The organism is Gordonia sp. YY1 (assembly GCF_009872315.1).
GTDB classification, from domain to species: domain Bacteria; phylum Actinomycetota; class Actinomycetes; order Mycobacteriales; family Mycobacteriaceae; genus Gordonia; species Gordonia amicalis.
Window position 1 is genome coordinate 1 of the sequence record NZ_WXYI01000011.1, and the last position, 15120, is coordinate 15120.

13 protein-coding genes are annotated in these 15120 nt (G+C 66.7%); 8 read left to right on the forward strand and 5 right to left on the reverse strand.

All coding sequences use genetic code 11. The annotated features are described in order from the left end of the window. The 3 genes from BPODLACK_RS14915 to BPODLACK_RS23785 all read left to right on the forward strand — a co-directional run. Positions 1-342: AMP-binding enzyme (locus BPODLACK_RS14915; protein ID WP_442903274.1), on the forward strand; the 342-nt coding region annotated here is incomplete at its 5' end. A 101-nt stretch (positions 343-443) separates the two neighbouring features. Beyond that, positions 444-1733, forward strand: a complete 1290-nt coding sequence (locus BPODLACK_RS14920; protein ID WP_159405549.1) for a cytochrome P450 — start codon at positions 444-446, stop codon at positions 1731-1733. Next, positions 1723-1848: a hypothetical protein gene (locus BPODLACK_RS23785; protein ID WP_258324036.1), complete on the forward strand. Its 126-nt coding sequence runs from the start codon at positions 1723-1725 to the stop codon at positions 1846-1848. The genes BPODLACK_RS14920 and BPODLACK_RS23785 overlap by 11 nt, the downstream gene beginning before the upstream one ends. A gap of 135 nt (positions 1849-1983) precedes the next feature. On the opposite strand, the gene BPODLACK_RS14925 is transcribed toward BPODLACK_RS23785, so the two are convergent. Next, positions 1984-3627 carry an ABC transporter permease gene (locus tag BPODLACK_RS14925; protein WP_159405550.1) on the reverse strand — a complete coding sequence of 548 codons (1644 nt, stop codon included), beginning with the start codon at positions 3625-3627 and terminating at the stop codon, positions 1984-1986. A gap of 6 nt (positions 3628-3633) precedes the next feature. Next, the gene (locus tag BPODLACK_RS14930; protein WP_024498548.1) at positions 3634-4512 is read right to left on the reverse strand and encodes an ABC transporter ATP-binding protein; all 879 of its coding nucleotides are present in this window, start codon (positions 4510-4512) and stop codon (positions 3634-3636) included. Positions 4513-4725: 213 nt separating this feature from the next. On the opposite strand from BPODLACK_RS14930, the gene BPODLACK_RS14935 reads away from it, so the two are divergent. The 3 genes from BPODLACK_RS14935 to BPODLACK_RS14945 all read left to right on the forward strand — a co-directional run bounded on the left by BPODLACK_RS14935 (position 4726) and on the right by BPODLACK_RS14945 (position 8339). Continuing rightward, positions 4726-6726, forward strand: coding sequence for an oxidoreductase (locus tag BPODLACK_RS14935; protein WP_159405551.1), 2001 nt, complete (start codon positions 4726-4728; stop codon positions 6724-6726). Positions 6727-6902: 176 nt separating this feature from the next. After that, positions 6903-7913: an LLM class flavin-dependent oxidoreductase gene (locus BPODLACK_RS14940; RefSeq protein WP_159405552.1), complete on the forward strand. Its 1011-nt coding sequence runs from the start codon at positions 6903-6905 to the stop codon at positions 7911-7913. A 177-nt stretch (positions 7914-8090) separates the two neighbouring features. Further along, positions 8091-8339, forward strand: a complete 249-nt coding sequence (locus BPODLACK_RS14945; RefSeq protein ID WP_159405553.1) for a hypothetical protein — start codon at positions 8091-8093, stop codon at positions 8337-8339. A gap of 6 nt (positions 8340-8345) precedes the next feature. Here BPODLACK_RS14945 and BPODLACK_RS14950 read toward each other — a convergent pair whose 3' ends face one another. Further along, positions 8346-10625: an ATP-binding protein gene (locus BPODLACK_RS14950; RefSeq protein WP_159405554.1), complete on the reverse strand. Its 2280-nt coding sequence runs from the start codon at positions 10623-10625 to the stop codon at positions 8346-8348. A 62-nt stretch (positions 10626-10687) separates the two neighbouring features. After that, positions 10688-11101, reverse strand: coding sequence for a limonene-1,2-epoxide hydrolase family protein (locus tag BPODLACK_RS14955; RefSeq protein WP_159405555.1), 414 nt, complete (start codon positions 11099-11101; stop codon positions 10688-10690). A 103-nt stretch (positions 11102-11204) separates the two neighbouring features. On the opposite strand from BPODLACK_RS14955, the gene BPODLACK_RS14960 reads away from it, so the two are divergent. After that, the gene (locus tag BPODLACK_RS14960; protein WP_159405556.1) at positions 11205-12614 is read left to right on the forward strand and encodes an aspartate aminotransferase family protein; all 1410 of its coding nucleotides are present in this window, start codon (positions 11205-11207) and stop codon (positions 12612-12614) included. 40 nt (positions 12615-12654) lie between these two features. Here the strand turns inward: BPODLACK_RS14960 and BPODLACK_RS14965 are convergent, their stop codons facing one another. Then, entirely contained in the window at positions 12655-13551 is an 897-nt protein-coding gene (locus tag BPODLACK_RS14965; protein WP_159405557.1) for a TIGR03619 family F420-dependent LLM class oxidoreductase, read from the reverse strand. 335 nt (positions 13552-13886) lie between these two features. On the opposite strand from BPODLACK_RS14965, the gene BPODLACK_RS14970 reads away from it, so the two are divergent. Continuing rightward, the gene (locus BPODLACK_RS14970; protein ID WP_159405558.1) at positions 13887-15041 is read left to right on the forward strand and encodes a tyrosine-type recombinase/integrase; all 1155 of its coding nucleotides are present in this window, start codon (positions 13887-13889) and stop codon (positions 15039-15041) included. Positions 15042-15120 lie beyond the last annotated feature (79 nt).

The following is a 15120-nucleotide window of genomic DNA, read 5'->3' on the forward strand; positions in this document are numbered from 1 at the left end:
CAGGTCGACCCGACCGGTTGCGTGTACATCGTCGACCGCCTCAAGGAGCTCATCAAGTACAAGGGCTACCAGGTGCCCCCGGCCGAGTTGGAGGCGCTGCTCCTGACCCACGAGAAGATCGCTGACTCGGCGGTGATCGGCGTCATCGATGCGGAGTCGGGGGAGGAGATCCCCAAGGCGTTTGTGGTGCGGCAGCCGGATGCGCAGCTCACCGCTGATGAGGTGATGGGGTTCGTGGCGTCGAAGGTGGCTCCGCACAAGAAGGTTCGTGCGGTGGAGTTCATCGAGGCGATCCCGAAGTCGGCGTCGGGCAAGATCCTGCGCAAGGACCTGCGCACCTAGACGCGGAAAACGCTAGTCACAAACTAAATATGTCTCAATTGATTGACAGGCGACCAAATCTTTGTGATGGTGACCACACCCTGATCGATTGGAGACATACTGTGGCAGCCACCATTCCGACAACCGACCTGGAGCTGACGACGGCGGAGGGCGGGATCGCTCCGTACCCGGCAATCCTGGGTATCGCCGAACTGGGACCGGTCGTCTATCACGAGCCCAGCAGCTCGTATGTGGTCACCACCTACTACGACTGCGCCCGGGTGCTGGGTGACGCGAGGTCCTTCCGGCAGCCCGCGGTGATGTACGAGACCCTGTTCGGTGCTCCGACGATGACGAGCGTGGAAGGCAAGCGGCACAAGGAGCTTCGGAGTATCTGGTCGTCGGCTTTCACCCGTGCCGAAGTGCGGTCCCGATGCGAGGGAATGGTCGAGGAGGCCGTCCGTAGGCGCGTCGACGACGTGTGTCGCCGGGTCGCTGCCGGCGAACAGGTGGAGGTCGTCAGGAATCTGACCCGCCAGATCCCTTCCGACGTCATCGCCGAGATGACGGGTGTGCCGCGCGAGGACAAGAGCGACTTCATCCGTTGGAGCGATCAGTTGGTGGCGATTTTCGAGTCGGAGGCAGCGACGGGGGAGCGCAAGGCCGAGCTCCAGATGCACGGTGCGCAAGGAGTTGCCTCGCTCAACGACTATGTGGCAGGCCGTCTCCGGTCCGGAGCGCACGACGACGCCCCGGACCTGATCGGGGACATGGTGCGGAGCGACGTGTCCATGTCCGTCGAGGAGATGGTGGCGTCGGTGTCGCTTCTGGTCTTCGGCGGCAATGACACGAGCTCGAACCTGATGGCGACGACGCTGTGGGCATTGGGCCGGCATCCGGAGCAGTGGGAACTGCTCAAACAGGATCGATCACTCGTCCCCCACGCGATCGAGGAGGTCAACCGCTGGTGGAGTGTCGGTCAGACAAACTGGCGGGTCGCCGACGAGGGTGCGGAGGTCGCCGGCGTGTCGATTCCGGCGGGCTCGACAGTGCTGTGCCTGGTGGGTGCGGCCAACCGGGACCCGAGCCGCTGGGATGACCCGCACAAGTTCGACATCACGAGAGAGTACTTGCGGAATCTCGGCTTCGGCTCCGGGTCCCACATGTGCCTCGGCAAGTCGCTGGCACAACTCGAGATCGAGACGTGGCTCAACAACATGCTCGACGGTCTGCCCCGGTGGCGGGTTGCGCGTGCCGACTGGAACGCGCCCTTCGGCACTCCACTCGGCCCGGCGGCGTTGGTCATCGAGGCCGACCCCGGTGGCCGATGGCGCGGTGATGTCTGCGGCGACGGGCGCGGTGTGAATGAACACCGTCCTGTGTCCGGCATGCGGGGCGATCGTGGAGAGTGACGACGAGGGCGACCTCATCGCGCGCGTCCGGGAGCACACCGAGACCGCGCATGACTACGTCATCCCGTCGGAACATGTCCTGCTCGCCATGAACCGGGACGACGAGTTCCACTGACTCCGACGGCAACAGGTATCCCGGGATCGCCAAGATTCTCGGTGGCTACCCGGCACCCACGTGTCGGTCGACACGTGGGAACGCTGGGTCGTCGACAGGGACTTGGGGGCTACAGCTAGCGAGACCGGGGTGCGGCTAACCCACGTCGCGCTTGCTGAATCCGGCGACGCCGAGGGCCACGGCGACGGCTGCCAGTGCGGTGACGCCGAGAACTCCGCCCGCCGTCACGGTGTCGAGGGGAGCCTGCGGCAGATGATGGAACGGCGACGCCACGCGTGTCCACTCGGGTAGCTGGAAGGACTCGGCCAGTATCTCGGCGACGAGGCAGTACGCGAAGTACGTCCAGGCGAGGATCGCGGCGGTCCGGGGCAGGCAACCGACGCCGGCCACGGCGACCGTGACGATCAGCCAGACGGCCGGGACGTACACCGCGGCCGCGGCGAGCAGGCGTGGGATCTGGCCGAGATCACCGATGGTGAGGCCATAGGCCAACCCTTCGCCGACCGCGCCGGCAGCCAGGACGACGGTGCTGCCCGCGAGTGCCATCGCGATATGGCCGGCGAGCCAGGCGATCCGGTTGGTGTTCGCCGCGATGATCGGCTCCGCCCGTCCGGCGGTCTCCTCTCGGCGCGCCCGCAGGGCACTGTTCACCCCGTATCCCGCCGACAGCAGGGCGGCGATCGTGAGCGTGAGCGCGAGGTAGGCATCGACGGCGTCCGCGGCGCCGCCGGGCAGGAACTCCGCGATCTGCGGGTTGTCCGCGATGAAGTCGGTGATCGCGTCGCCGAACGATCCGTATGCGGCCGACAGGACGAACACGCCGGCCACCCAGGCGGCGATGGATCCGCGGTGCAGACGCCACGCCATCCCTGTCGTCGTCTGCGACAGTCGCGATGCCTCCGCACGCCCGGCGCGGTTGCCGAAGATCCCGGCGCCGAAATCGCGGTGTTCGGAGACGGCCACTGCGGCTGCGAGGGTGAGCAACGACGCGACCAGTGGCAGGAGGAGAGGCCACCATCGGTCGGTGGAGTAGGGAAGCGTGCGCTGGCCCCAACCGATCGGCGAGAGCCACGACGCCGCTCCGTTGCCGACATCACCGATTGCCCGCAGCACATACGCCAGCCCGAGCATGGCCGTGATCGATCCGTACACACTGCGGGGGTTCTCGAAGATCTGCGCGGCCAGCGCCGTGAGCGTCGCGAAGGTGAGACCCACACCTGCCAGTGCCGCTCCGAAGAGCACCGACCCGCCGAGCGGGAGCCCGGTGGCCGCGGCGGTGACTGCGACGGCGACCCCGGCGGCTAGGTTCGCGAGGGCGGCGAGGGCCAGTGCGGTGGCGACCGGTGCATCGCGGCCCACACGCGTCGACCGGAGGAGTTCGGCGCGGCCGTTCTCCTCGTCGGTGCGTGTGTGGCGACCGACGAGAAACATCGACATGAGTCCGAGAACGATTGCGGCATAGCCGGATATCTCGAACACGACCTCGCCGCCGATGCTGGCGAGCAGTTCTTTGGGTCCGGCGAGTGCGACGACTGCAGGACTTCCGCCGAGGGTCTCGCGCAGGGCGGCCAGTTTGGCGGGGGTGTCGTAGAGGTTCTGGCTGCCGACGGCTTGGAAGCCCACCAGGGCTGCGGTTCCGCCGATCCACGCGAGGAGGGCGGCTCGTTCGCGTCGCAGGTAGAACCGGAGCAGGGTGCCGAGACCGGTGGCGTCCGCCTTCCGCCCCGCGCTGCCCACCGATCGCGGCTCGGCGACCTGCGTCATCTCGATCTCCGCCATCCGGTCTCAGCCCCCGTAGTGCCGGAGGAAGATGTCCTCCAAGGTCGGTGGAGCACTGGTCAGGTCGCGGACGCCCAGGGTCGCGAGTTCGCGGACCACCGTGTCCAGTGCGTTGGCGTCGACGGTGCAGCGGATGCGATGCCCGTCACGGATCAGGTCGTGCACGCCGGGAACCTCGTCGAGTGGCGCGGGATTGTGGGCGGTCTCGGCACTGATCTCGAGGCGGCCGAGGTGGCGGAGTTCGGTCAGCGAGCCGCTGTCCACCGTCCGGCCCGCCCGGACGAGGGTGACCCGATCGCAGAGGGCTTCGACCTGGGCCAGGATGTGGCTCGACAGCAACACGGTGCGTCCACGCCGGCGCTCCTCCTCGATGCACCGCTGGAACTCGGCTTCCTTGAGCGGGTCCAACCCGGCCGTCGGCTCGTCGAGGAGGAGGAGTTCGGCATCGGAGGCGAGCGCGGCGATCAGCGCGACCTTCTGCCGATTGCCCTTCGAGTACGTGCGGGACTTCTTGCGCGGGTCGAGTTCGAAGCGCTCGATCAGTTCGTCGCGACGACGCCGGTTCCGGTCGCCGCGGAGATTGCACAGGAGATCGATGACCTCGCCGCCGGTGACGCCCGGCCACAGATTCACCTCACCGGGCACATAGGCGATGCGTCCGTGCAGGTTCACGTCGTCCCGCCACGGATCGCGGTCCAGAACGCGTACGACACCCGAATCCGCCCGCAGCAGCCCGAGCAGAATCCGGATCGTGGTCGTCTTGCCGGAGCCGTTCGGTCCCAGGAAGCCGTGGACCTCGCCGTCGTCGACGGTCAGGTCGAATCCGTCGAGGGCCTTGACATGGCCGAACGACTTGGTCAGGTTCTGGATCGTGATCGCGGCCACGATCTCAGATTAGAACGCTTCGGGCGTTTTGGTCGTGGGGTCGAAAGTCATCTGATCGCGGGTCGGGCGTCCGGATCGGGAAGTGGCGGAGCGGAGGCGTCGCTCGGGTGGCGTGTCGCGGGGGAGGACCGCGATAAAGTCTATTGATGAACCATTCACTGATAGAGTATGTGGCGGTCGGGTGCCGTTCTTCCAGTGCATGAGAGGACCACGATGACGAAGGTCGCGGGGATACCAGCAGAGTCGGTTCGCCATCGGTACCCGCACGTGTTCGAGCCGTTGCAGCTCGGCTCGGTGACGATACCGAACCGGATCGTCAGAACCGCGCACAGGACGCACCAGCCGCTGACCCCGGGTGGCGGACTGGCCGAGTACCACCTCGAACGTGCCCGCGGCGGCGTCGGTCTGTCGATCCTGGGTGCCGCCTCGGTGCACCCGTCCGCGGCCATGGAACTGGCGCCCTACGATCCCGCGACAGTCCCGGCATACAGCCGACTGATGGCGCGGATAGAGCGGTATCCGATGAGACTCATGCAGCAGTTGTGGCACCCGGGATCCGCGGCCCATGCGAATGCGCTGGGCGGGCCGATGTGGTCGGCCGGCGATGTTCCCAACCCCGTCCGGGGTCTCGTGCCGATCCCGATGACGCAGACCATGATCGACGATGTCGTCGAGGGATTCGCCGTCTCGGCTCGTCATGTCCGGGAAGGCGGGCTGCACGGTGTGGAGATCCACGCCGGACACAACTACCTGGTCTCGCAGTTCCTGTCGCCGGTGACCAACAACCGGACCGATGACTACGGGGGGTGCGAGGAGAACCGGTTGCGGTTCCTGCGCGAGATCGTTGCCGCGATCCGGCAGGAGACCGGTGCCGATTTCCCGATCGGTGTGCGATTGTCCAGCGACGAGGACGTCCCCGGTGGCAACACTCCGGCCGACGCCCGGAGGATCGCCGAGGCGCTCGGGGACTCGGTCGATTTCGTCGATGCCTCGTTCGGCGGGTACTACCGCTTCGTGCGGATGATGGCGACAGGAGACGGCTATCCCCTCGGCTATGAGCTGCCCGCCTCGGAGCAGGTGACGCGTGGACTGGCCGTTCCCACGATCGTCACCGGCCGGATCATGACACTCGACGACGCGGAGCGTGTCCTGGCCTCCGGCCAGGCGGACATGGTGAGCATGGTCCGGGCACTGATCGCCGATCCGGAGATCGTCCGCAAGACGGTCGACGGTCGGGAGGCCGAGATCCGGCCGTGCATCGGCACCAACGAGGGGTGCGTCGCGGGCCGTCGTGGAACCTTCGGCTGCGTGGTGAATCCCGTTGCCGGCAAAGAGGTCACGTGGACAGCTGATCCGTCGCCGGCGCCGCGAACGAAACGTGTGCTGGTGGGTGGGGGCGGTCCCGCGGGGATGGAGGCGGCCCGCGCCGCTGCGCTGCGCGGCCATGACGTCGAGCTGCTGGAGATGACGCAGCAGCTCGGCGGGCAGGTCGCGATCGGCGCGGCGGCACCCCACCGGTCGGACTACGGGGCGCATGTCCGTTGGCTGGCCGACGAGCTCACCCGATTGGGGGTGAGGATTCGCCTGGGCGTGCCACTGGAGCCGGACATCGTGAGCAGTCTGGCGCCGGATGTGGTGATCGTCGCGGTCGGTGCCTCACCGCGGACGGACGGGTTCACCGCGGCCCGGCCGGCCTTCCGGTTGTCGACGGCGGCCCGCCGCCGGGTCCGGACATCGTGGGAGGTACTGGGTTTCGGTGGGCGGATCGACCGCGCGTCGAGGGTGGTGGTCTACGACGACGACGGCGACTTCGAGGCCATCTCCGTGGTGGAGAGCCTGCTCGACCGGGCGTGCGACGTCATCCTGGTGACCCGGCATCCCACGTTCGGGGTGGGTCTGCCGGAGCCGGCGTCCACCGCGCAGGCCGCGCGCGACCGGATCGCGGGCCATCCGGGCTTCGAACTCATCGCGGACGCGGTGCTGACCGATATCGGGGAGGACGGAGTAGGGGTCGAGTTCCTCGGCTCCGGTCGCACCCGCCGGGTCGTCGCCGACACGGTCGTGATGGTTGGGGCGCGGGAACCCAATCGTGAAGTGGCCGAGGTGATCACCGAGGTCTTCGAAGGTGAGGTCCACGTCATCGGTGACGCGTCGGTGCCGGGCCGGCTGCGCACTGCCGTCCTGGACGGGGCGACGGTCGGGCGAAGCATCTGAATCAACCTGTTCAGGCGATCTGCCACGAACCCGGTCGAGGCCCGGTAGTGTCCCACTATCAGTAAAGTCTAGTAGTCAATAGTCTCGATAAAGACTATTGGGTTGCATGCCGGGCGCTGATCATCCGCGACCATCTCGCCCCGGATCTGGCTGGACCCCAGGGACAAGGAGAACTCATGAAGATCGGCTTGCGGTACGACATGCGAGCGCCCGATCTCGGTCCGGGGTCGGCGAGCCCGCGCGACCTGTACCGGGCCGCCGTCGAGCAATGCCTCTGGGCCGACAAGAAGGGCTTCAACACCGTCTATTTGGCCGAACATCATGGGGCAGAGGACAACTACTGTCCGTCGCCGCTGATCCTGGCGGCCGCGATCGCCGGAGCCACCGAACAGATAGAACTGCACTTCTCCGCACTGTGCGTCACGATGCACGACCCCCTGCGACTCGCCGAGGACCTCGCTGTGCTCGACCTCATCGCAGGTCCCGGCCGGGTGTTGGTCACCGCCGGAATCGGTTATCGCCCGGAGGAATTCGACATGTTCGGCGTCGATTTCCCCAATCGTGGCAAGGTCTTCGAGGACAAGCTCGAAGTCCTCCGCGCCGCGTGGCGCGGTGCGGAATTCGACTACCGAGGCTCCCGCGTCCGCGTCACACCGGTCCCGGGAACCCCGGGTGGGCCGACTCTGTACATCGGGGGAAACGCCAAACCGTCCGCCCGGCGAGCGGCACGGATGGGCCTGGGTTACCGGCCGGCCACCGAGGACCTCTACCGCTTCTACGTGGAGGAGTGTGCCAGGCTCGGGCATCCCGAACCCGAACCGTTCCCGCGGCACGGTCCGGCGTTCCTTTACGTGGCCGAGGATCCGGAACAGGCCCTGGAGCAGGTGGCACCGCACGTCATCTATGCCAGCAACATGTACGCCTCCTGGGCAGGCGAGCGGGCGAACGCCACCACGAATGGGTACTGGGCCCAGAAGAGCGATCTCGACTCCATCCGGAACGATCCCTCGATGTGGATCGTGAGTCCGGATGAAGCGGTACGACGGCTCTCCGAACTCGACGACGGCTACGAGTTGCGGGTGCATTCGCTACTCGGTGGTCTCTCACCCGAATTGTCCTGGCGCAGCCTCGAATTGCTGGTCGACAAGGTGCTTCCTCGCGTTCGCTCGGCACAGCCGGTGAGTTGACTGTTGACTGACCGTCCATCCGACCGGCAGGGGAGCGAGGCTTCGTGACGGTTATGTCTCACTTCACGGTCGAATCCGAGTGTGAGCTAGTTCATAGGTAGGTACCTAGGTACTTTTGCGAATGGATTCGGGTGTCCGCGCCGACCAAGGTGGGAGGTGGCAAAAGGAGGCCTGGTCATGAACGCTATGCAGCTGGACGTACTGGAGCGAGTGGCTGTCGATCAATTGGCAGCGCACATCGTCGGGTCGCGTGACGTGGTGATGTCGGCCCCGCGCACGTGCGTCGCCGAGACGGACACCTCGGCCGTGCGCAGGCTCGTCGAATTGGGTCTCGTCGACGATGACGCGGATCCGAACGGCCGGCCGCGAATCCGGGTCACGCCCGCCGGTGTCGAGGCGCTGGCCTACCTTGCGTCGGTGGCTTGAGAAGGATCAGTGGCTCTCGTCGGCGCTGACCCACCGCGCGATCTGCGTGCGCGACCGGAACCCGAGCTTGGTCAGGATGTGGTCGACGTGGGCGTCGACGGTACGGGCGGAGATCGTCAGTTTGGTGGCGATCTCCTTGTTCGTGAGGCCGTCGGCGACCAACGTCGCCACCTCGTTCTCGCGGCGGGTGAGGGAGGAGCGTAGAGATGCGGTCCCCGAGCGTCCCTGGGTCGCGGTCGTCCGGCCGGAGACGAGCTGGACCGCGACCTCGAGAGTCGACTCTCGCCCCATCGCATAGGACTTCTCGAAGCCCTCGTCGCCCAGCTCCGCGCGCAACTTCTTCTCGACGGTGGTCGTCACCGGGTTGATCGCGGCCTGGGCGAGAGTCATGTGACTGTGTTGGTGCCACACGGTCTGCGCCGATCCCAAGAGTGTCGCCGCCCGTTCGTGGTCGGTGCCGGCGGCACACCACCCGCTGACCTCGATGCACACGGCAACCATGCCGGGATAGTCGAAGGCCCGATACAATTCGATCGCTTCGGCCATCAACGCCTTTGCGGCGGTGATGTCTCCCTGGTGCCAGCGAAGAATGCCCATCGGACCCAGTGCGATGGCCTTCACCAAGTGCGTGCCGTGCTGATCGGCATAGTCGAGGTAGCGAGTCGTGTACTGGTCTGCGTTCTCGTCTTCGGTGATGAAGGCATACAGCGCGGACAGTGCCAGACAATCCGCGACGAACCCGACGTTCACCCGGTCTGACCTCCCCGCGATCGCTTCCTCGGCGAGGTCGAAGGCCCGGGGTGCGTCGTGACGCAACGACGCTTCCAATCCTGCCGCGAACCGCGCGCTGAAGACGAGCTCGTCGGTCGCGGCCACTCGTTCGGCGAGTTCGGTGTACTCGGCGAGATACGTGTGTGCTCGCTCGACCTCACCGACGAGGAAACCGAGGACACTGCCGACGAGCAGTGCATTCGCCCGATCGACCGTCGGCTCGCCGAGCAGGTCGACCGCCCGGTTCGCCCACTCGAATCCTTCCCGCAGGGTCCCCGACTGCGACCAGTACGGGCGAAGGGTGCGCACCATCTCGGCCGCCGCGGCCCCGTCTCCCGTCTCGAGGCTGAACGCCAGTGCCTCGCGGATGTTCGCGTGTTCGGCGCGGGTGCGCCGGAACCACTCGACGTCGTCCGGACTGCAGTAGTCGGTGTCCGAGGTCTGGGCCAGGCGTAGGAAATGGTCGCGATGGCGCATTCGCACCGCAGTCGCATCGGAGGACGACTCGAGCTTCGCGAGGGCGTACTGGCGCATCGGTTCCAACAATCGATAGCGTCCCTGCGGCTCGTGGTCCTCGTCGACGCGCACGATCATCGACTTGTCGAGGAGCCCGATCAGTTCCCGCAGCACCCCTGCGCCCGTCTCGGAGGGTAGGCAGACGCCATCGGCGGTCTCCGCGGTGAAACCGCCTGCGAAGACCGAGAGCTGTTCCCACACTTGACGTTCGCGTGGTGAACACAGCTGATAACTCCAGTCCACCACGGACTCCAGGGTCCGGTGGCGTGCCGACCGGTTCCGTTCGCTCGACATCATCATCGCGGAGTCGCCCAGTCGCGCTGCTATCTCGGCGGGCCCGAAGACCCTGATATTGGCGGCGGCCAGTTCGATCGCCAGCGGCAGTCCCTCGAGTCGTCGGCAGATCTCCTCGACCGCGGCGCGATTGTCCTCGGTGACACGGAAATGGGGCTGTGCGGCCGAGGCGCGTTCTTCGAACAGTTGCATCGCCTCGCCCAGGCCTCCCGGCGATCCCAGGGTCAGCGGACTGACGGGGAACAGCTGTTCGCCCTCGACGCCGAGTACCTGGCGGCTGGTCGCGAGGATCTTCACGGCTGGGGCCACCGACAGCAATCGGCCGACCACCTCGGCGCACGCGTCGATGAGATGCTCACAGTTGTCGAGCACCAGGAGGAGCTTCTTCGCGCGCAGGTGCTCGGCCAACGTGCCGAACGCGTCGGAGGAATCACTCGGGAGGCCGAAGAGTCCGCACAGGGTCTGTGTCAGCAGACCGGTCTGCCGGAGGTCGGCGAGTTCGACGAGCCAGACGCCGTCGGGGAACTCGCGTCGTACGCTGGCGGCGACGGCGAGGGCCAGACGGGTCTTCCCGACTCCGCCGACGCCGGTCAGCGTCAGCAGTCGTGCGGTTCCGAGCAGGGATCGTGCTCTGGTCAGATCGTCACGCCGGCCGACGAAGCTCGTCAGTTCCACCGGGAGGTTGCCGCTCGGACGCGCAGTCACCGGCCCAGTATCTCACCTTGCCTGCGGGAGAAGTCGGCCTCCATCGGACCGGTCGGCGACGGTCATCGGTCTCCTTCGTCTGTCGGCCGAGCGGCGTTGAGTGCAGCGGCCTTTCGCTGCCGCCAGGTGTCGAGGTCGGCGTAGTCGCGGATGGCACCGATCGTGTCGCCGGCGAGTTCGAAGACTCCGGTGACCTCGATCGCTGCTTCGTGAGCTCCGAACCAGAACCGGTCGACGCGCTCGACGAATGTCCGATCGTGATCGGCGAGGTGACTTATCGGTTCCCAGCTGACTCGGTCGGCGGCCGTCAAGGAGACACGTAACGCATCCACGACGGCGGTGCGGCCCGTCACCGGTGGGTGGGGCACGGCCAGGTGGTACGAGATGTCCTCGGCGAGACAGCAGGCGAGGGCGTCGAAGTCGCGGGAGTTGACGGCGTCGAAGAATTCCGCGACGGGGCGGGGCAACTCGATCAACACGGCTCCTTCGTCCTCGGCGATTGTGACGTAGCCTACAAGTAAGTAGTCTATAACTCAATTAATGAAAACACGATATAACAGCGCGTCAGGAGGGATCGGGATGACCGAAACAGTAGGCGGCGTAACGGAATCGGGCGTGGAGATGAACCGCGTCGACCTGGACGGCGCCGGCGCCGACGCCGACCGCTTGGAACGGTGGCGCGCGGAGGTCGAGGCCGTCTTCGAGTCCCGGACCGCGACATCGCGCGAGGCGTTCGCTCGGGCACGCGAGCACATTCCGGGCGGGGTTCCCGGCGGTCTCGGCTTCATGAGTCCCCATCCGGTCTACTTCGAGCGCGCCGACGGCGCCTACGCGTGGGACGCCGACGGCAACAAGTATCTGGATGTGATGTCCGGCGACTGGTTGCTGCCGCTCGGGCACTGTCACCCGGATGTGTTGGACGCGACCATCACTCAGTTGCGGCGGGGCACCACCTATTGCTCGCCGCACGTATCGCTGGGTGCCGACCTGGCGGCCGAACTCCATCGTCGTCTCCCGTCGATGGAGCAGATCAGGTTCACCGCGTCCGGTACCGAGGCGACGATGACGGCGCTACGTCTGGCGCGTGCTTTCACCGGCCGGCCGAAGATCGCCAAGATGCGCGGTGGCTACCACGGCACCCACGACCTGTCGCTCGTCGCCAACGGCCGCTTCGCGGATCCGGGCGCGATCCCGCCCGGCCTCATCCCCGGCGTCGAGGATGCCGTGGTGCTGTTGCCGTACAACCACTCCGATGAGTCCGAGCAGATCCTGGACCGGCATGCCGACGAGATCGCCGCGGTCATCGTCGAGCCGATCCTCGGTGGAACCGGGATGATCCCGGCGACCCCGGAGTTCCTGGCCAGACTCCGCGAGGTCACGAGGCGGCACGGAATGCTCCTCATCCTCGACGAGGTCGTCTCGTTCCCGATGGGTGTCCACGGGGCGCAGGGGCATTTCGGGATCGAACCCGACCTGACCACCCTGGGCAAGGCCATCGGCGGCGGCCTGCCGCTGGCCGCCTACGGTGGCCGCGCCGACATCATGTCGCTGGTCGATCCGGTTCTCGATCCGATGACGCAGATGCGGCACGCGACCACTCTCGGCGGGATACCGGCGACCCTCGCCGCGGGGCTGGCGCAGGTCCGCGCGCTGACACCCGAGGTACACGACCATCTCAACCGGCTCGGCGAACAGCTCCGGCAGGGTGTCCGCGACATCGGTCGCCGGCGTCACGCGCCGCTCCAGGTCACCGGCTTCGCCCACGTCTTCGGCATCCACTGGACCCCGACGCCGGTCGTCGACCTGGAGACGGCTCTCACCTCGGACAAGGCGGTGACCAACCTGCTCACCACCAGCCTCTACAACCAGGGGATCCTGATGTTCAAATCGGCACTCGGGACGGTGACGTCCCCGATGACCGACGACGACGTCGCGATGTTCCTCGACGCGCTGGAACGCTCGGTCGTCGACAGCGGGCTCGTGGGCTGAGGCGTTCCGGGCCGGCCGCCACGATCCGCGGTCGGCCCGGTCAGCCCCGTGCGGCGTCGACGAGCGGGGCCAGGTTCGCGAGGACTCCGAGCCAGTCGGCGGCTTCGGTGATCTCCGAGCAGAAGTTGGTCTCGACGATGACGCCTTCCAGGCCGGCGGCAACGCATTCGCTGACGCGTGTGGTCATCTGTGCCACGTCGAGCCGTACGCCCGCCGTGGATTGCTGGGCGACGCGATAGATGGCGTCGAGTGGCGCCATCGAGGCCGGACGCCGGCTGTTCATCTGTCCCAGGGTGTCCACGACCGTGGCGATCGGGGCGGAACCGGGATTCCAGAGGTCGAAATCCCTTGCCGTCCTTGCGAGTCCCTGCTCGGAGTACATGCCGGACATCAGTTTGGGTGTGGACACCGGTTTCGGACGCATCACTGCGGGTCCGATCTCGAAGAACTCCCCGTGATGCTCGACCGGATCCTCGCCCCAGCAGGCTCGCAGGGCTGGAACGAAATCGTCCATGCGCCGGCCGCGGGTTCGGGGGTCGACACCCATGGCCACATGCTCTTCCACCGACCAGCCCACACTCAGCCCGACGACGGTCAACCGTCCGGCGCTGAGCTGGTCGATCGTGGCCAGGCGATTGGCGAGTTGGGCGGGCCAGTGATTTCCGCCCACCAGGATGCTCGTGCCCAGCTCCATGCGAGTCGTCCAGGTGGCCGCCGCGGCCAGCAGCTCGGTCGGGGCCCAGACCGAGCGGTAGACGTCGGGTTGCGACTGGGCGCTGCCGCCGTACTCGCCGGCCTGCTTCAGTGAGTACAAGAAGTGGTCCTGCACCCAGAGCGAGTCGAAACCCATGTCGTCCGCCTGCTGGACGAAGTCGCGGACGAGTGACGCGGACACGGCTGGACCGAGCTGGGGGAGCGTCAATCCGATCGAGGTCATGATCGCTCCGTCCGACGGTGGGCGGGCGCGCATCCCCTAAGTACTCGCATGCAAAATAACTTAGCACTCGACTTATTGGGGAGTGGAGTTGTTCACTCGCCCTGGGGGGTGGCCACGCAACGAATTCAGCCCCGACCTACAGATCGGGGCTGAATGACGATGGTGCGCGATACAAGGATTGAACTTGAATCATGGTGCATTTGCGGTGTGGCCCCTGACCAGCGGCGCGGTGCTCTGAGCTGCTGGTATTCGAGACAGTATCGCGTGAAGGGTGCGGAAGCAAGCGGAACCTTTGGTAGGTTCTTATTGCACGTATGTTGCACGAGGGGGTCACTATGGCACGACAGAAGGCGCGCACCCGGCGGTCGTTCGGCCGGTTGCGCAAGCTCCCGAGCGGTCGGTACCAAGCCTCCTACAGCGGCCCAGACGGTCGTGTCTATGCGGCGCCGTCCACCTTCGCGGCGAAGATCGACGCCGAGGCGTGGCTGACGGATCGGCGGCGCGAGATCGACCGCGAGCTGTGGTCACCGCCGCGGCCAGACGCGCCGGTCGCGAGGTCGACGACGTTCTCGGAGTACTCGGCCGAGTGGCTCGCACACCGTCTGGTGAATGGCCGGCCGCTCAAGGCCCGCACCCGCGAGCACTACGAGGCACTGCTGTCCCACCGCCTGCTCCCGACGTTCGGGGCGCTGCCGGTCGGATCGATCACCGCCGAGGACGTGAAGCGTTGGCACGCTGACGAAGGATCGGCGACGCCGTCCTACACCGCCCAGGCGTACAGCCTGCTGTCGACGATCATGGCCACGGCGGTACGCGACTCTGTGATCCCATCCAACCCCTGCATCATCACCGGCGCCGGGTACTCCAAGCGGGTCAAGAAGATTCGGCCGGCGTCTCTCGAGCAGCTCGCGGCCATCGTCGAGGCAATGCCCGAGCGGTTCAAGGTCATGGTGTTGCTCGCCGCATGGTGCGCGCTGCGCTTCGGCGAGCTGACCGCGCTCACCCGCGGCGACGTCGTGCTCGTCCGTGATCCCGACGGTGTGCTGATCGCGGGGGAGCTGGACGTGAGCAAGGGTGCGGTGAGGGTGTCCGGTGAGCGCAAAATGGACACGACGAAGTCAGAGGCGGGGGAGCGTGCGGTGTCGATACCGCCGCACCTGCTCCCGACCATCGAGGCGCACCTGGCCGAGCATGTCGACTCCGGTGCCGGTGCGCTGCTGTTCCCGGCCGACCACGGCGGCTACCTCGCACCGAGCACGTTCTACCGGCACTACTACCCGGCGCGCTCTGCGGCTGGCCGTGACGACCTCCGATTCCACGACCTGCGGCACACCGGCGCGGTGCTCGCCGCCTCGACCGGCGCCACGCTGGCCGAGCTGATGAACCGACTAGGGCACTCGACGCCGACGGCGGCGCTGCGCTATCAGCACGTGATCGACGGCCGAGACCGCGAGATCGCGGCCATGCTCTCGAGACTCGTTGACGGATAGGCTGTGTCGCTCTAGGGAAGAGTGCGGAAGTGCCGTGTAGAGTCATGTTTCGAAGAGACTCAGACCGGAGTACGCCGTA